Origin of the sequence: Pseudoflavonifractor phocaeensis, assembly GCF_021531815.1 — a bacterium.
In the GTDB taxonomy this organism is placed as follows: Bacteria; Bacillota; Clostridia; order Oscillospirales; family Oscillospiraceae; genus Lawsonibacter; species Lawsonibacter phocaeensis_A.
Genome location: NZ_JADYUM010000004.1, coordinates 123,619 through 140,585, shown reverse-complemented (window position 1 = coordinate 140,585; position 16,967 = coordinate 123,619). Strand labels below are relative to the sequence as shown.

The following is a 16,967-nucleotide window of genomic DNA, read 5'->3' as shown; positions in this document are numbered from 1 at the left end:
GATTTTGACAGCGCCCGCCCGGCGGGCGGGCGCTGTTCCTGTTTTCAACAGAACGGCCGGTTCCCCGGCCTGAGATAAAATGGAGGTAATCAATATGGCTATTACTGCTAAGGACGTACAGAAGCTGCGCGAGATGACCGGCGTCGGCATGATGGACTGCAAGAAGGCCCTCACCGCTTCTGAGGGCGATATGGACAAGGCCATCGAGTGGCTGCGCGAGAAGGGCCTCGCCGCCCAGACCAAGAAGGCCGGCAAGGTGGCCGCCGAGGGCGTTTCCTACGCCATCGTGGCCGACAACGGCGTGGGCGTCATCCTCGAGGTCAACTCCCAGACCGACTTCGTGGCCAAGAACGAGGTCTTCCAGGACTTCGTCAAGGCTGTTGCCACCGTGGTGGCCACCGAGAACCCCGCCGACGTGGAGGCCCTGAAGGCCTGCAAGTACCCCGGCACCGACCGTACCGTGGCCGACGTCACCGCCGACAAGGTGCTGTCCATCGGTGAGAACATCCAGATCCGCCGCTTCGTCCGCTATGCCGAGGGCGTCAACGTGCCCTACATCCACATGGGCGGCAAGATCGGCGTGCTGGTCAACCTGGCCGTCGAGGGCATCGAGGCCGGCAAGGTCGTGGAGCTGGGCAAGGACGTGGCCATGCAGATCGCCGCTATGAACCCCTCCTTCCTGGACAAGTCCGACGTGGATCAGGCCACTCTGGACAAGGAGAAGGAGATCCAGCTGGCTCAGATGGACAACGACCCCAAGATGGCCTCCAAGCCCCTGCAGGTCAAGGAGAAGATCGTCATCGGCAAGCTGGGCAAGTACTACGAGGAGAACTGCCTGCTGCAGCAGGCCTTCGTCAAGGAGAACAAGATCTCCGTGGAGAAGCACGTGGCCGAGGTTGCCAAGCAGCTGGGCGGCAAGATCACCGTCAAGGCCTTCACCCGCTTCGAGACCGGCGAGGGCATCGAGAAGAAGGAGGACGACTTCGCTGCCGAAGTCGCTTCCATGATCAAGTAATTTCCCCTTCACAGCACCAGGGTCCCGGAACGAAACACGTTCCGGGACCCTTTTTTCGTCTCCCCCCTGTTCATTCCCGGCAAAGTTTTGTATAATAAGATTTACGGTTTACCGGCGGGCCTTCCTGCGTCATTCCGTAAAATCTTTTACGCCCCGGCCCTGTGAGGTGCGACATGATACGAAAATTCAAACAGTTCCCCCTGGAAAAGCAGCTGTTTCTCAGTTTTTTCGCCACCAGCGCCCTGCTCCTGCTCATCACCCTCTGCCTGACCCTGTCCTACGACCTGACCCGCCACTTTCAATCCCTGGACTCCGTCATCAGCAGCACCGCCAGCTACATCGCCTCCCAGGACAATGTGGTACAGATGCTGGAACGGGGCTACCCCGACAGCCAGGTGACCCGGCAGCTCGACCGGCTCCACCAGAGCTATCCGGAGCTGGATGTGATCGCCGTCTACGACCGGGAAGGGCTGCGGTTCTACCACACCAGCCGCCAGGAAACCGGCGAGACCTTCATGTCCGGAGAAGAAGCTCCCATTTTGGCGGGCGCCGCTCCCTACATCACCACCGGCCACGGGACCCATGGAAGCCAGCGCAAAGCCTTTCACGCCATCTGTTCCGCCAGCGGCGAGATCCTGGGCTTTGTCACCGTGGCCATTTTCAGCTCGGACATTATGCAGCGCAGCCTCTCCCTGATCCTGGTCTTTGTCCTGATCCTCTGCGCCGCCCTGCTGGCCGCCTTCCTGCTGTCCCGGGGGCTGGTCACCCTGCTGAAGGGCTCCCTCCGCGGCCACCGCCCTGACGAGCTGCTGGCCCTCTATTTGCAGCAGGACGACCTTCTCAACTCCATCGAGGAGGGGCTGATCGCCACCGATCCCTCCGGGACCGTGATTTTTGCCAACGAACCGGGACGGCAGCTGTTCCAGCCGGCAGAGGATACCCTCCTGGGCCAGCCCCTGACCCGGTTTTTCCCGGAAAGCCTGTGCGTCAGCGTAGCTCAAAGCGGTCAGTCCAACCACAACCGCTCCCTGGTCCTAGGCGACCGGCAGATCCTGGCCAGCGAGGTTCCCATCCGGGGCGAAAACGGCTATCAGGGCGTGCTGAACATCTTCCAGGACAAAACGGAGATGCGCAAGTTGTCCGACGAGCTGTCCGGTACCCGGTACATGCTGGACACCCTCCGCTTTTTCAACCACGAGTTCATGAACAAGCTCCACGTGATCCTGGGCTACCTCCAGACCGGCCAGACCCAGGCCGCCATCCAGTTTATCATGAACAGCAGCCTGGTCTCCAGCCAGTCCATCCGGGAGACGGCGGACTGTATCCGCGCCCCCCACCTGTGCGCGCTGATCATCGGCAAGATGATGCACGCGGCGGAGCTGGGCATCCTGCTCACCGTGTCCCAGGACAGCTACTGCCGGGAGGAGGACCTGCTCCTCCCCGCCGATGACTGCGCCACCATCCTGGGCAACCTGATGGAAAACGCCATTGAGGAACTCTCCCGTAGCCAGCCCGAAGTCAAGGAGATCAAGCTCTCCCTCTACTGCCGCCCGGACTGCAACCTGATCCTCTGCCAGGACACCGGGGGCGGCATCGATCCCCAGTGGCTGCCCTACATCTGGGAAAAGGGCCGCTCCTCCAAGGGGGAGGGGCGGGGTCTGGGGCTCTACCTGGTGGACCAGCTGGTCCGCCAAAACCACGGGAGCATCCAGGTGGACACCGAACCGGGAGAGGGCACCTGCTTTACCCTGACCTTTACACGAGAGGAGCCGTGAGCCATGTATCAAGTTGTGATCGTTGAGGACGACCCCATGGTGGCTGCCATTGACCGGCGGTATGTGGAGATGGATTCCGCCTTTCAGGTGGCCCGTCTGTGCAAAAACGGAATGGAGGGGCTGGATTACCTGTCCTCCCACCCTGCGGACCTGGTGATTCTGGACTACTACACCCCCTCCATGACCGGGATGGAGTTTTTAGACCGCCTCCACGCCATGGGCAAGGCCCCCGCCGTCATCATGGTCACCTCAGCCAGCGACAGCCAGATCGTCCAGGGGATGCTCTCCCGGGGCGTGCTGGATTATTTGGTCAAACCCTTCCAGTACGCCCGGTTTCAACAGGCTCTGGAGCGCTTTGTCCAGGCGCAGCAGCTGCTGGAGGACGGGGCTCCCTGCCTGGACCAGTCCTCCATCGACTGCCTGGTCCGAGGCCGTTCCGATCCCCCCGCCGCCGCGGCCGTCCCCCTGGCCAAGGGGCTGAACGCGGGGACGCTGGACAAAGTACGGTGCTTTTTCGCCGACCACCCCGGCTGCCAATTCACCAGCGAGCAGGTCGCGGAACACCTGGGTCTCTCCCGCATCACCATCCGGCGCTACGTCAACCACATGGCGGAGGCGGGCGAGATCGTCAGTTCCATCGACTATCAGACGGGCGGACGTCCAGCCATTCGTTATTCTCTCAAATCCGCGGCCCTGTAACTTGTGTACAATCACCAGAGTTTTTTCTACTTTACTTACGAAAGTAGTTCGTTAATTACTTAAAATTGACCTTTTCCTCTTTTTCACATAATCTTTACGCCAAGAGAAGCAGTTTTCAGAAAAACTGCCATGAGAAAAGGAGGAACCTGTGTCATGTTGGAAACCATTCTCAGTTACTTTGGCACTCTCACCCCCGGTGTGGACGGAGCAGTCATCTCCTTCAAATTCGAGTACCTGACCAGCCTGGGCTTTGCCGCCCTGGTGATCTTCCTGGGACGCGCCATCGTAGGGCGCTCCTCCCTGCTGCGGAAGTTCGCCATTCCCGCGCCGGTGGTGTCCGGCCTGCTGTTCTCCATCGCGGTCGCCCTGTTGAAGGGTACCGGGATCATCGCCCTGTCCTTCGATGTGAAGGTGGTCAAGGACCTGTGCCAGAACCTGTTCTTCATGTGCGTGGGCTTCGGATTCAGCTTCAAGATGCTGAAAAAAGCCGGTGGTAAGCTGTGCGCCATGATTGCCCTCGCCGCCTGCCTGCTCATCACCCTCCAGGATGTGGTGGGCGTACTGGTGGGCAACCTGGTGGGCCTGCACCCCCTGCTGGCGCTCCAGTGCTCCTCCGCCGCCATGTCCGGCGGCGTTGGCACCGCCTCCGCCTTCGGTCCCATCTTCATCGAGAAGTTCGGCGCCCCCGAGTCCGCCACCACCGTGGGCGTGGCCGCCGGCACTCTGGGCAACATCATGGGTTCTCTGATCGGCGGTCCCGTGGCCGCTTTCCTCATCAGCCGTCACCACCTGAAGTCCGACCCCAACGACAAGCCCGAAGCCGTTGCCTCCGGTGCGGTCCCCGAGCTGAACAACGGCCGCATGATCTCCATGTTCGCCATGTGTCTGCTGCTGTGCGCCTTGGGCATGCCCATCTACTGCCTGCTGGACAACATCCCCATGATCGAGATGCCCAAGTTCATCGGCTGCCTGTTCGCCGGCGCCATCGCCCGCAACGTGATGGAGGCCGCCAACATCAAGTTCTACACGCCTGAAGTGGACGCCATCGAGCATATGTTCCTGGAACTCTACCTGGCGCTGGTACTTATGACCATCGACATCACCGCCCTGGCCCCCGTCGCCGGCCAGATGGGCGTCATCCTGGTGGCCCAGGCCATCCTGATCACCCTGTTTGGCATCTTCGTCTCCTTCAACCTGTTCGGCCGCGACTACGGCGCCGCCGTCATGACCGCCGGCAACTGCGGCTGGGGCTGTGGCTCCGGTCCCAACGCTGTGGCCAATGAGAAGGCTGTCATGGACCAGTACGGCTGGCACAATGTGGCCTGGGTCCTCTACCCCTCCCTGGCCGTGCTGATCGACGACATCTACAATCCCATTTTCCTCTCCCTGTTCGGTGGTTTTGTCGCTTGATTTTTCCTCTCCCATTTCTTCACGAAAAAAGACTGCGGTATCTTCCGCAGTCTTTTTTCGTCTTTTCCTTGTGGGGGACTTCATTCTGTGGTATATTTTAATGGTACATCCATTGAGAAAGGCAGGTGACCCATATGCGGCCCAGACGTCTGCTTGCCCTGTTGGCTCTTGCGGCCTTTCTCCTCGCCGCCGGCTGCCAGAGCCCCGGCCCATCCGCTTCCGCCCCGCTCCATGTGCTGACTATCGGCACAGCCGATAGCGGCGGGACCATGTACCCCGTGGGCAGCGCCATTGCCGAGGCTCTGAGCACCGATCAGCTCCGGATCAACGTGGGTGCGTCCACCGGCTCCGTCATGAATATCCAGAATCTGGCCGACGGACAGGTGGACCTGGCCCTGGTCTCCGGCGACGCGGCCTACACCGCTTTCCACGATCCCGATGGGAACGGCACGGAGCTGCGGGCCATTGCCGCCGTGTTTACCAGCGTCTCCAACTGGATTGCGCCCGTCTCCACCGGCGCCCGCTATGTCCACGACCTGATGGAGATGCATATTGGCGTGGGACCGGAAAACTCCACCACAGAACTGGCCGCCCTGGCTGCCATCCAGGTTCTCGGTCTGGACAAATCCAGTGCCACGTTGGAAAACTGCGGCTTGGGCGCCGGGACGGAGCAGGTGATCCAGGGCAAGCTGGACGCCATCCACGGCTTCTCCGGCATCCCCATCCGGGGGCTGAGCCAGCTCACCGACCAGGTCTCCTGCCGCGTCCTGGCTTACACCCAGGAGGAGCTGGACACCATTTTGTCGCTCCATCCCATCTACACCCCCGCCGTCATCCCCGCCGGGACCTATTCCGGTCAACGGACGGACATCCAGACCTTTGGGGTGAAGGCCCTGCTGTGCGTCAACGCCTCCATGGACGAGGAGCTGGTCCGCTCCCTGACCCAGGGGCTGTGGGACGCCCGGGAGGCGTTGGCCCAGGAGCACCCCGCCATGGCCGATATGGTCCTGGACGGCTTTTTGTATGAGGACCTCCCCATCCCGCTCCACAAGGGCGCCGAGGCGTTTTACGACTCCCTATCCTCCTGACGCCTGACCATTCCCCGGAAATACCCCTTCCATGCCGCCCACATCCCGGGCGGCGGCGATCCTGGGCGCCAAGGACCGGCCGCACTCTCTGAGATACTCCCGGCTTTTCTGCCCGGCCAGTTCCAGTCTTTGGGCCAGCCGGTCCGCCCCCTGCTCCAGCAGTTCTTCCATCTGCCGCCGGGGCAGGTCCCGGAACAGCGCCGTCAGCTCCTCCCGATCTGCCGGGGTCAGGTTCAATTCCGCCGGGTCCCTGCCCAACAGCTCCAGGCCCAGCGCCGCGGCGAAGACCGGCTCAAACAGGTTGACCAGCAACGTCCTGTAATCGGGGCAATACCCCTCCAGCAGGGCCTTCTCCCGTTGCCCGGAAAAGCAGCGAAGGAAGTGGTTTTCCACCCACAAATGGGTAAGATAGGCGTTGACATAGTCCACCCCCCGCAGCTGTTCCGACACCGGGATGGCCAGCTGGTAGTCGATGTCACAGGGGACCAGGTGGGCGAACAGCCGGTAGTCATAGCGCGCCCAAAAGGTTCCGATTCCCGCCACCGTGTCGTCCATGGACCGGCTTTCCACCGGCGGCATATGGTCCTTCACTGCCTCCCACAATGCCCGGCCCCAGGCAATTTTTCCTTCCACACGGTCCAACCCCGCCTGGAAGGCCGCCTCCAGATCCCCCTCCGGCAGCGCTCCGTCCGGCCCTGTCTCCAGGCAGAAGCAGACAGACTCCAGCAGCTCCCGGGCGGTCTCCACGGGGATGGAGGTGCTGTCGCCCCCGGTATACCGCTCCGCCTGCCGTTTCAGCAGACGGAGCAATTTTTCTGCTCCGGGGGCCTGTCCCCCGGTACGATTCAGCGCCTCACCATTCCTCATACCAAAGAATCTCCTCCCATTCCGTCTCCTCCAGGCGTCCCGTCCGCCCGATTTGACACAGCTTGTCCGCCGAGAAACCGGCCAGGTAATCCAGGCTCCCTCCGCCGGGGCCGTTGTAGAGCAGCCTCATGGCCCCGATCAGCTCATCGTCCGCCAGACGCTCCCTGCACTGGCTTTTCAGCTGGTAGAACAGGTCCTGGAGTCCGGCCAGCGTCTCCTCATAGCTGGACTGCTCCAGATAGGGGGAGTCCCGAAAGGCCAGGACCAGCTTGGGCAGAATGCCCGGGCCGAACTCCACCCGTCCCGCCGCCCGCAGGGCCTGTCTCCGCCGGACCGCCAGCCGTTCCATCTGAGGGCGGCTCAGGGACAGGCCGTACCCCTCTGTCAGGGCGTTGCACCGCTCCAGTCCGTTTTCCTCCGCTGTCATCCATCCAATGCACGCCAGCCATTCTTCTTTCATCCCCATCACCTCCTATTCTTCTTACTCCATAGCCGCGCCAATGACAAGGCTTGAAATTTTCCCCATTTTGTGGTAATATAACCACAGGACGGGAGGAAAAATTTTTCCTCCCGTCCTGCTTTTGCTGTAAAAACGGCTCTCCGGTGTGTCCGGAGAGCCGTTGACATTCTCACTTATTCCTTGGGCTGAAGGGTGATGCCGCCCACATTCACATTGACACAGGCCACCTCCAGGCCGGTCATGGACTCGATGGCGTTCTTGACCCCCTCCTGGATGGACTTGCCCATCTCGGGGATGGTGTAGCCATAGGCCATGAGCACAGACAGCTCCACCTCCACCTTGTCCTCTTCCATCTTCACCCGGACGCCCTTGGCCAGATTCTTCTTGCCCAGCAGCTCGGCGATGTCGCTGCCCAGGTTGGCAGCCAGACCGCTGACTCCCTCCACCTCCAGGGCGGCGGCGGCGGCGATGGCGGCCAGCACTTCCTCGGAAATATGGATATTCCCCAGCTCGTCGGAACGGGAGACGTACTCTTTGTTCTCACTCATGTTTGCCACGCTCCTTCAATCATTCGGCGTTGTCCCGCCGCGGAACACTGTCCGCGGCTGCGTTTTTGATCTGATACCATACCGGCAAAGCCGGGATGATATCATGTCCTATGTTTTGCGGTTCCGCCCGCAGGGCGGGAGCAAAACGGCAGAAATCAAAGTATCATAGCCGCTTTGTGGCTATTATACCATAATCCTTCTCTTTTGACAACTGCGGGCCGGAAAAACTTCCTCCCGCCCCGGAATGGGCAGAAAAAATCCGGCCGGTCAGGATCCCGGACCGGTCGGAAGGGCGCTGTTTCTGAGATCTTATTCCACCTCGATGATCTTGATCTGGTCCGCGGTGAAGCCGGCGGTCTGGTTCACCACATCCACGATCTTGGCGGTGTCCGCCTCGGTCAGTCCCCCCTCCGGCACGGAGACCGCCAGACTCAGGGAGTCCTCCCCGATAAAGGCCACGCAGTCGGCGTAGCCCTTGGCCACCACCAGGTTCTCGATCTGGGCCTCGGTCACGGTGTAGTAGGCCATGGTCTGGATGGTGTCGTTGACCTGGGTCTTCACCGTCTCGTCGGCGCCCTCACGGGCGGCGGCGTCCTGAAGCAGGGACAGGGCGCTGTCCCTGGCCTGCTGCCGGTTCAGGCGGGCGGTGGCGAAGTAGTCCCCCGCGGCGGCTGAGGTCTCAGTGTCCCCGGTGCCGTCCTGCTGGGAAACGCCGTCCCCTGCCACGTTCTTTACCAGGGGGTCCCCTGTCTCGCTGCCCACCATGGCCGACTGGCCCAGGGTCTTGCCCGCCTGGGCCTCCTGCTCATAGTTCCAGTTCAGATACACCGCCGCGCACACGAACAGGGCGATGGCCACCACCACCGCGTTCCGTTTCCACAGCTGGGACCAGCTGGCCCCCGACTTTCCCGTCCTCATGGTTGATTCCTCCTGATCTCAAAATTTTATGGATTCCCCTCACAAATGGAAATGCGGTCCGTTCCCAGCCCGGTGAGGGCCGACACCGCCTGGGTCAGCATCAGCCGGACTCTGGCGTCTCCTCCGCCGGGACAGACCACCAGCGCCCCTCGAAACTCCGGCGCCAGGGTCTGGAGCGGCACCACCTCCTGGGTTCCGGAGCCCCGGCCCACTGTCACCGTGGAGACCGACCCGCCTCCGTCCCGGTCCTGCTCCCGGTCCTGGGCCAGCACCCGGCGGCTGCCGCTGTCCACGGTGAGGGTCACCCGGACCTTCCCCGCCCCGGCGATTTGGGACAGGGTGTCCGCCAGCTTCTCCTCAAACGCCTCCAGGTCAAAGCAGTCGGTCTGGACCTCCGTTCCGCTCTCCGTCCCTTCGGTTTTTTCTCCTCCGGAAGGCAGCAGCATCAGCAGCGCACCCAGGGCGATGACCAGCAGGGCGTACTGGTGCTTCCCCAGCACCCCCTTCCACTTCCGGAGCCACTCCGGCCATTTTTCCCTCACGGCGCTCCCTCCTCGGTACAGTAGGTCTGACGTTCCTCGGAGACGTCCAGGTCCTCCCGGATCATCTGGGTAAGCCTGCCTCGTTCTTCTCCGCTGAGAGCGCCTGTCACCACAGTCTCCTCGGGCAGATACAGGCCCTCCTCCCCTGCCCGGCATTTCACCCAGGCGGTGCAGCTGATCCCCCATTCCGCCGCCTTGTCCACAATATATGCGGCGTATTCCTGTTCTATGAGCACTTTTGTTCCCTCGTTCACCTGGTCCCGCAATTCCGTCTCCCGCTGTTCCACGCTGTCCAGATACTCCTCCAGCCAGGCCTGTCCCGATGCCAGGTCCGGGTGGACCAGAGGTGTCAGTACCGCCCAGATCAGCACCAGTCCGCAGGTCACGCTTCCCGCCTTCTTTACCGGCCCTGGCTGCATGAGCCGCTCCGCCACAGCGCACAGAACGCAGGCGGCGATGACCGCCATCAGCCAGCTTTTCAGCCCCCCGGTCATGGGACCGCCGCCGACAGGGCCGACACCATGCTCACCAACAGCACCAGTGCCGCGGCCCCTGTCATCCCCAGCACCAGGCCGAAGGCACTGCCGATGGCGTCAATGAGCTGGCTGAGCCGGGGCTGGGCCACCACGGCGCACAGGGCCGCGGTGCCTTTATAGGCCAGATATTGCAGGGCCAGCCGCAAAAAGGGCGTCAGGCAGATGGCCAGCACCACCAGCATCCCTGCCACGCCCACCGTTCCCCGCAGAACTCCCGCTCCCGCCAGAACGGTCTCAGAGGCGTCGGCCAGGATGCCGCCCACCACGGGGATGGCCCGGGAAATGGCCATCCGGGCCGCCTTGACGGTGGAGGCGTCCACGCTGCCCGCCACCGCTCCGCTGGCGGTGAGGTACCCCACAAAGGCCAGCAAGAAGGCGGTGAGCAGGAAGGTGGCGGTACTTTTCAGCAGCCCGGCCATCTGCTTCAGCCCGGGATTGCCCACCACCGCGTAAGCGCAGCTCACCGCCACATAGGCGTAGACCAAGGGGATGAGCAGCGTGTCCATGGCAGTGAGGAGCAGCTGGGAAAAGAGCACCGTGGCCCCCTGCCGGACGGCGGCTCCCGTCACCCCGCCGGTAGCCGCGGTGAGCACCGCCATCACCGGCAGCAGCACCTCCCCAAAGGCGTCCATCCGCCCGATGGTATCCCGACCCAGACCGATCATGGAGGCCATGTCCGTCATGGTCAGGGCCGTGATGGCCAGGGCCCCGGTCAACTCCACCACCTGTATCCCCTCCTTGTTCCCATCTGCCCCGGCTCCGTCGGCCAGGGCGCACAGCAGCACCACCGCCAGCAGCTTCAGCCCCGTGGCCACTGCCCCGCCGGACAAGCCGGCCAACTGGCCGAGGCCTTCCTCCAGTAAGGCGGACAAGCCCTGGTCCAGACTGCCGCCTCCGGTAAAGCCGTAGTCCTCCGCCTGGTCCCAGAATTCCTCCAGGCCCGGCACCTCCGGCGCCTCCGCGCCCCAGCAGGGTACCATACACAGGAGGGCCAGCACCGCGAAAATCACCATCCGCCTCATGTCAGCATCTCCGCCATCAGCACCGTCACCGCTCGCACCAAAGGCAGGGCCACCGCCAGAGCCAGCACCGTCCCCGCCGTCTCCACAAAGGCGGCGATGCCCTGCTCTCCCACCGAGCGGCAGATCTCCGCCGTCAGCCGGGTCAGAATGGACAGGGCCACCGTCTTGACCACCGGCTCCAACAGCTCCTCCGACAGGCCGGACAGGCCGGCCAACTCCTCCATCAGGGCCGCCACCGCGCCCAGTCCGCCGGCGGCCACCCCCATGATCCACAGCCCGGCGCACAGGGCCAGCAGCAGCGCCAGCTCCGGGGTGGTTTTCCGCAGCACTGTCCCCAATACCGCCGCCGCGATGGCCACGGCAGCTACCTTGACCATCCACTCCATCACAGGTGGAACAGGGTCTTGACCATGTCAAACAGGTCCGCGATCTCCTGGACCACCATCATCAGCACCACCACCAGAGCTCAGAAGACAAGAAGATAGAACTAAAATTGCTCGAATACTCCTGAATTTTGCGGGCCAATTGATTTGTATCTCTGAAAACAAGTAACCCAGAGCCACTTTTGGCGAATCGTGTCGGATCATCAAAATTTTGATTTCTGAGATATACGTCGAGAAAAACTCTCTCCTTTGTCGTCTCCGTCTTGACGAGGATAAGGTCAACAATAGAATCCACAATCTTCCTATTAAAGCCACCAACAAAAGAAAAGACCGACTCCAATGTCTTGCACAACCGCTCCCCTTCTGCAGTAAAATCAGTACTCGATTTCGCCTCCATAGTGAGCTGCATAATCCGTTCCTCTTTTGCTTCAATCTCATCTGTCATCGTTTTGTTACGACTATCAAACTCCGCATCATTGATGCGACCGGCCAGTAGGATATCAAGAAGCTTGTCCCTTCTCTTTTTGATAAGCTCAATATCGTTCTGCAACTCTTGGATTAGTCCTTCGCCGCCAGAAATCTTGGATGCCTCTGCACAGGTTTCCTTAATCAAGTTAGTGAGGCGGTCCTTGTTTTCTAATATTGTGTTTACCATATCCATCATGACTCTATTGAGTTCCTCTGTATATAGGGTAGGTTTGCTACAGGCCTTTCTGCCCTGTTTTACATACGAAAGACACTGCCACACTTCTCTTTCGTTTACAGACCCATCTTTCCTTTTATTCCTATAGATGCTACGACAATAAGCTTGCCTGTGCTCTTCACACATGATTTTACCGCTATATGTATAGCTGCCCTTAAAATTGACGATTCTGCCGCCTTCAGCAAACACCTGGCTCTTCCTGTCCAGAAGTTCTTGAGCCCTCCCCCATACCTCTTCAGTCACCAAGGCAGGAACTATTTCACCCGTTTCATCCTTAAACATGACCCAGTTTTCTTGCGGGATTTTGATGACCTCAGAACTCAGGTGCCTGTGCTTAGTTGTTTTTCCGCCACAGTAATAACCCTTATACTTGGGATTTCTCAGGATTCGCTGGATTGTTGTCTCAGAGATGCGACCACCGCTATAGCTCCGATACCCTTTATCGTAAAGGAGCCGTGAAATCTTTCTGAGCCCGTACATCTGAGCCGTGAATAGTTCAAATATCATGCGGACCATCTCAGCTTCCTGCTCGTTGATCGTCAGTTTTCCTTTCTCTTTATCAAACCCGTAAATCCGGTTGCTGCCAAGAACAACATGGTTTTCTACGGAAATCCTGTTACCGCGCCGAACACGCTCGGATGTCTTTCGGCTTTCCTCCTGGGCTACGCTGGACATGATCGTGAGCCGGAATTCCGAGTCAGGTTCAAGCGTCAGTACACCATCAGACTCAAAGTAGACACCAACGCCTCGCTTCAGCAGTTCACGGGTATACTGAAGACTGTCCATAGTATTACGAGCAAATCGACTGATTTCTTTCGTGATGATCAAGTCGAATTTATGCTCATACCCATCCCGAATCATCTCAGCAAACTGCTCTCTTCTTCTAACCGAGGTACCGGAAATACCCTCATCCCAGTACCCTCTGAAGAATGTCCAGTTAGGATTTGTTTTGATCATGTGGTCATAGTAGCCAATCTGTGAACTCAAACTATGAAGCTGAACCTCTTCATCAGTACTAACTCTCGCATAGAAGGACACGATCAGCGGCAGATCAACCAAGCGCACACCTCTTCGCAGCATCTGTTCTACTTTGTATATACTGAGGTTTCCGAAGTCATCGGTTATATCGCTACGTGAAAGTTTCGATCTCCGTATTCCATACGGGTTGTTGATCTCATCTTTGATATCAAAATAAAGATCTCTTTTATCCTCCACAGGTTTCGCCTCCATTGATAAGGGTGTCTACTTCTAAGCCATACATTTTCTGGAGTCGATGTAGACGTCTGCATTCCGGGCTACAAAGGTTGCAGTTTCTGTTGGGTGTAGGCTTGCCACAAAGCAGGCAGAGCTTTGGCGGCTTCTTCTTTGTTTTCATATTGACATCTGTGGACTTGCAAGTATTCGAACAGTACTTCAGGTTTGTTGTCATCTGGCCGCAGTATGCGCACGGGTGAGGATCTGTTGCAGGTTTTGTCGTTCGCTTCGTATGCCTGCAGACATCCTTCCCTTCTGCCTCTTTAATCTTATTAAGGGTCCGTATGAAAATCTGCTTACAGCATTCACATCGAATCTGATACCTTTGCTGGTAATATCTATTTCGTCCAGCTTTCTTCAAAACAGTGTAATAACCAATGCGGCTGCCAACCACCGGATCTGCAGCCTCAAGTCTGTGCGAGTATTGAGTAAACTCATCACCAGAAGCCATTTTCATATTTCCATCCATATTTTTCATGCCTCCTCCGTAGAAGTATAATCACAATATCTTGTTCTTCCCAGATATTTGAATTAAGAGGAATAGCAAGCTATTCCCCTTTACTGTTATTGGCACTAAGCTTTTTCAGTGCGATATTGACAGCATTCTCATACATCGTCTGGCCGATGACTCCCTGGTCTCTCAGCTGCTCAAGCGCGTATAGCACCACTTCTCTTTCCAAATCAGCTTTCATCTGTTCGTATGAAATGGGAGGCTGATGATTCCTTCGCACTTCCAAAGCTTCTTTTGCAAAGCTATAATCAGTATCCCTTGCTTCCCCTTCTGGCACTTCAATAATCGTACAATTAATTCTGTTCTGATCAGCTTCGCTCATGCTCAGGCACTCCCCTTTCCTCAGTCTGGGACAAACATACGACTGGATCTTGAGGATTATTCCTGCCTGACAAAAAGACTCTATTTATCCTTCGTTTGGACATAGTGTCTCCATATAGTCTTTACGGAACATCTATGCAACGAACAACAACATGCCCAGTAAGTCCGGTTTAATAGGTGGAATTGTTTCCTCATAATAAATAGAGAAAAATGGCCATTTTTTAAGGTATCGATCAGAACTTTTTTGTAATTCTCAGTTTTATTTTTTCTGTAGCGTACATTTGGGTATGCTGCACATAAAAACGGAAGGGCCGTGGCACATTAGCCACGACCCTTCTCGCAATTAAATCCATTTACCGTCGAAGGTTTCGCCGGTAGCTTCCCCTTCAGCGTCATAATAGTTTACGCGAACCCATCCATTTTCCTGCTCAGTTCTCAGAACCATGCCGGTACTTGCAACAGATAAGTAGACGCGTTCACCGTCTTCATTTTCCCCGACAAACATGGTATCACTGTCTGCGTACTCCGCAATGATCTGCTTTCTGCCCTCCAACGTATTGAATTTAGCAGAAAGTTCATTCGGTATCATCATATGCTGTCTTCCCTCCTTTATTAGTCAGGCCCTAAAGTGAATCGCTTACGACCGGCGAAGCGTTCTTTAAGAATTGTAATCTGGTTCTCCAATTCATTAAGAATCACGTTCACTTCATCCTCTGTGTAATCATAAGACACTCTGGATGCGCAATTTCCGAGCTTATAGAAATCGTTGATAAGAACTTCCATTCGTTTCTCAACGACTTTTACAAAGCGATTGTGCTTCACTTCATCCATTCAGCATCCCTCCGTATTCATATCTTCAACAGTGAACAGAGGAACAATATCCATGTCGAAGTTCCCTTCTTTTGGATCTGTTATCCCCTGCGCTTTCAGAAATCGCTCCTGAGCATCAGGACGCAGATCTGAATAGTAAAAATCAACGCTCATTTCATTCCTCCAAACGAAATAGCCGTTTTTTCTTTGCGGCATATAGCAGGTCATCAATTCCTTTGTATTGCGGATCCCATGTAATCGGCGTCATATCAAATCCGGCATCACAGCCCGTTTCCATAACCCGATCCTTAGCTTTCCGAACACTATCATTCACCATAGCATCCATATCAAATGCCACCATGATCTTTCTAACGCCCATTCTGTCCAACTCATCCAGCGCCCTGAGAAATTGATTTATGTTACCAACTCCGGTAAGGCCTACAAAAGGTCTGGGGCACCCGAGTTCTGCAGAAAGGTGGTGGGCAATGTCGGCCTTCATAACGCCTTCTGTCAGATAAACCGACTCTATGCCATCAGTAACGCCAACAAAGTGTGGGCAACAGGCAGCGCTCGTTCCATAGTACTGGTCAACGCTCGTCAAATTGTTGAACTTCGACTTATAGACTTTGTCCAGTCGGATCTGGATTGCTTCAATCTCCCCATTGCTGTTTCTATCCGGCAGCATGATGCCAGACCCTCTGATATCAAGCTTCCAGCGACCAGAATCGCTATCGCAATAGAAACCAGGAACACCTTGAAGTTCACAACCTCGTTCCAGCAATTGTGTTACGATTTTCGGTGCTCTGACTGCGGGAGTCGTTTTGTACCCGAGCCTGACAATATCCTCACCTGAGAGTCCCCGCAAAAGCAGGGACTCCCGATGATTTGCACCTAATGAAAGCATGGAAAGCAGATTACTATAGGTGTTGTTTCGTACAGCACTCGATGCAATTGGCATTTCCGGCTGAATAATTGTTGGCGTACTGAGAGGTTTTTGCACTGGTCGATTATCTGCCTGATAAACCCGGCACAGTTCTTCGTATGCCATATTCAGAGAAACGTCATGCGCTGCAGCATAAAGGTGAAGAATGCCACCGCCTTTGCCACAGCGATTGCAGCGAAAGACGTTCTTGTTCAATCTCACATTCAGATGTGCCTTCTTATCATCGCAAAATGGACATCTGCAATGCAGCTGGGTACCGGTGTTTCGAACTACCTTGATTCCCAGGAGTTCTACAACATCCCCAATGCTGAACGGCAGATTATGATCAATGCCCATTTTACTTCACCTCCAATCTGCAGGGCTTGCATCAGCTCGCCTTAGCAGTAGCTGCCTCCATCAGAAGGATCGCTCCCGCCTTCAATGCCAAGTTCTTACCAGCATAATACTTCACGTACCAATCCAGGTCCTTCGGATTGCTCATAACAATCTCACCAAGCCTGGTACCGGAATATCTTCCGACATCCACGACAACGTTTTTCGCATCCTCCAACGTCATGCCGTTGAGGTAGTCTTCAAGGGTCGTCATTTCACGTTTATTCGGGGCTACAGGCTTCTCTTCGCTAGGCTGAGACGTAGGTCTCACCTGATGAATAACGCGGCTGCTGGCCTCTACAGGGGCCGTTGCAGCGTCTTCTATAGCAGTCATATCTACCGGAGCATCAGCGATAATACCGCTGAGCATATCCGTAGCGCCACAGAACTGAGTTCCATAGCCAGCGGCTGCAAGAACACGACCGATTGCAGCAGTCTCCGCGATTTCAAGGTAACGATCGCCATACTTTTCCTGGCTTACGAAACGCTGAGCACAGGATTTTGCCAGATACTGATTAGCAGGATCACCTCGATCAGAATAGAGCTTGCAGCTGACTACAGCGGACTTCTCATCAACGTGGATGATTTCTGTGTCGATCTTTCCGTTGGGCCTATGAAGTCGGAACCAGAGCATCCGATACTTGACGTCCAGATACAGGCTCAGAGTTCCATCCTCATTGGGAAGCTCACGAGTAAATTCTGCAGGGTTGAAGCCATCCACCGTATTGATGCTGGGAATGCTTTTCATGGTATTTTCCGTCATTTAATAAATCCTCCAATCATTCCGGGC

20 protein-coding genes are annotated in these 16,967 nt (G+C 57.1%); 5 read left to right on the top strand and 15 right to left on the bottom strand.

What is annotated here, in order from left to right; translation table 11 throughout:
• Positions 1–94: 94 nt before the first annotated feature.
• The 5 genes from tsf to I6E42_RS04000 all read left to right on the top strand — a co-directional run bounded on the left by tsf (position 95) and on the right by I6E42_RS04000 (position 5,987).
• Positions 95–1,015, top strand: coding sequence for a translation elongation factor Ts (gene tsf, locus I6E42_RS04020; protein ID WP_235370639.1), 921 nt, complete (start codon positions 95–97; stop codon positions 1,013–1,015).
• Between the two features lie 173 nt (positions 1,016–1,188).
• Entirely contained in the window at positions 1,189–2,790 is a 1,602-nt protein-coding gene (locus I6E42_RS04015) for a sensor histidine kinase (protein WP_235370638.1), read from the top strand.
• Positions 2,791–2,793: 3 nt separating this feature from the next.
• The gene (locus tag I6E42_RS04010) at positions 2,794–3,489 is read left to right on the top strand and encodes a response regulator (protein WP_235370637.1); all 696 of its coding nucleotides are present in this window, start codon (positions 2,794–2,796) and stop codon (positions 3,487–3,489) included.
• Positions 3,490–3,645: 156 nt separating this feature from the next.
• Positions 3,646–4,899, top strand: a complete 1,254-nt coding sequence (locus I6E42_RS04005; RefSeq protein WP_235370667.1) for a sodium/glutamate symporter — start codon at positions 3,646–3,648, stop codon at positions 4,897–4,899.
• Positions 4,900–5,033: 134 nt separating this feature from the next.
• Positions 5,034–5,987, top strand: coding sequence for a TAXI family TRAP transporter solute-binding subunit (locus I6E42_RS04000; protein ID WP_235370636.1), 954 nt, complete (start codon positions 5,034–5,036; stop codon positions 5,985–5,987).
• Here I6E42_RS04000 and I6E42_RS03995 read toward each other — a convergent pair.
• From I6E42_RS03995 to I6E42_RS03925, 15 genes are all read right to left on the bottom strand, one after another.
• Positions 5,976–6,854 (bottom strand): DUF6179 domain-containing protein, encoded by an 879-nt coding sequence (locus tag I6E42_RS03995; RefSeq protein WP_235370635.1) that lies wholly within the window; start codon positions 6,852–6,854, stop codon positions 5,976–5,978. The genes I6E42_RS04000 and I6E42_RS03995 overlap by 12 nt on opposite strands.
• Positions 6,841–7,314 (bottom strand): DUF6323 family protein, encoded by a 474-nt coding sequence (locus I6E42_RS03990; protein WP_235370634.1) that lies wholly within the window; start codon positions 7,312–7,314, stop codon positions 6,841–6,843. Before I6E42_RS03990 ends, I6E42_RS03995 begins: the two co-directional genes overlap by 14 nt.
• Positions 7,315–7,487: 173 nt before the next feature.
• Complete coding sequence (locus I6E42_RS03985; RefSeq protein WP_235370633.1) at positions 7,488–7,862, bottom strand: Asp23/Gls24 family envelope stress response protein; 375 nt, start codon at positions 7,860–7,862, stop codon at positions 7,488–7,490.
• 309 nt (positions 7,863–8,171) lie between these two features.
• A complete protein-coding gene (locus tag I6E42_RS03980; RefSeq protein WP_235370632.1) occupies positions 8,172–8,780 on the bottom strand; it encodes a SpoIIIAH-like family protein in 609 nt (202 codons plus the stop codon).
• Between the two features lie 26 nt (positions 8,781–8,806).
• On the bottom strand, positions 8,807–9,322 hold the full coding sequence (locus I6E42_RS03975) for a stage III sporulation protein AG (protein ID WP_235370631.1): 516 nt from the start codon (positions 9,320–9,322) through the stop codon (positions 8,807–8,809).
• Entirely contained in the window at positions 9,319–9,816 is a 498-nt protein-coding gene (locus tag I6E42_RS03970) for a hypothetical protein (RefSeq protein WP_235370630.1), read from the bottom strand. Before I6E42_RS03970 ends, I6E42_RS03975 begins: the two co-directional genes overlap by 4 nt.
• Positions 9,813–10,880, bottom strand: coding sequence for a stage III sporulation protein AE (locus I6E42_RS03965; protein WP_235370629.1), 1,068 nt, complete (start codon positions 10,878–10,880; stop codon positions 9,813–9,815). Before I6E42_RS03965 ends, I6E42_RS03970 begins: the two co-directional genes overlap by 4 nt.
• A complete protein-coding gene (locus I6E42_RS03960; protein WP_235370628.1) occupies positions 10,877–11,257 on the bottom strand; it encodes a SpoIIIAC/SpoIIIAD family protein in 381 nt (126 codons plus the stop codon). The genes I6E42_RS03965 and I6E42_RS03960 overlap by 4 nt, the downstream gene beginning before the upstream one ends.
• Positions 11,258–11,327: 70 nt before the next feature.
• Positions 11,328–13,181 (bottom strand): recombinase family protein, encoded by a 1,854-nt coding sequence (locus tag I6E42_RS03955; protein WP_235370627.1) that lies wholly within the window; start codon positions 13,179–13,181, stop codon positions 11,328–11,330.
• Positions 13,182–13,768: 587 nt separating this feature from the next.
• The gene (locus I6E42_RS03950) at positions 13,769–14,053 is read right to left on the bottom strand and encodes a hypothetical protein (RefSeq protein WP_235370626.1); all 285 of its coding nucleotides are present in this window, start codon (positions 14,051–14,053) and stop codon (positions 13,769–13,771) included.
• A gap of 342 nt (positions 14,054–14,395) precedes the next feature.
• Positions 14,396–14,644: a hypothetical protein gene (locus I6E42_RS03945; RefSeq protein ID WP_235370625.1), complete on the bottom strand. Its 249-nt coding sequence runs from the start codon at positions 14,642–14,644 to the stop codon at positions 14,396–14,398.
• A gap of 20 nt (positions 14,645–14,664) precedes the next feature.
• Positions 14,665–14,883: a hypothetical protein gene (locus tag I6E42_RS03940; RefSeq protein WP_235370624.1), complete on the bottom strand. Its 219-nt coding sequence runs from the start codon at positions 14,881–14,883 to the stop codon at positions 14,665–14,667.
• Positions 14,884–15,036, bottom strand: a complete 153-nt coding sequence (locus I6E42_RS03935) for a hypothetical protein (RefSeq protein WP_235370623.1) — start codon at positions 15,034–15,036, stop codon at positions 14,884–14,886.
• Position 15,037: 1 nt separating this feature from the next.
• Positions 15,038–16,141 (bottom strand): CHC2 zinc finger domain-containing protein, encoded by a 1,104-nt coding sequence (locus I6E42_RS03930; RefSeq protein ID WP_235370622.1) that lies wholly within the window; start codon positions 16,139–16,141, stop codon positions 15,038–15,040.
• 31 nt (positions 16,142–16,172) lie between these two features.
• Entirely contained in the window at positions 16,173–16,940 is a 768-nt protein-coding gene (locus tag I6E42_RS03925) for a hypothetical protein (RefSeq protein ID WP_235370621.1), read from the bottom strand.
• Positions 16,941–16,967: the final 27 nt, after the last annotated feature.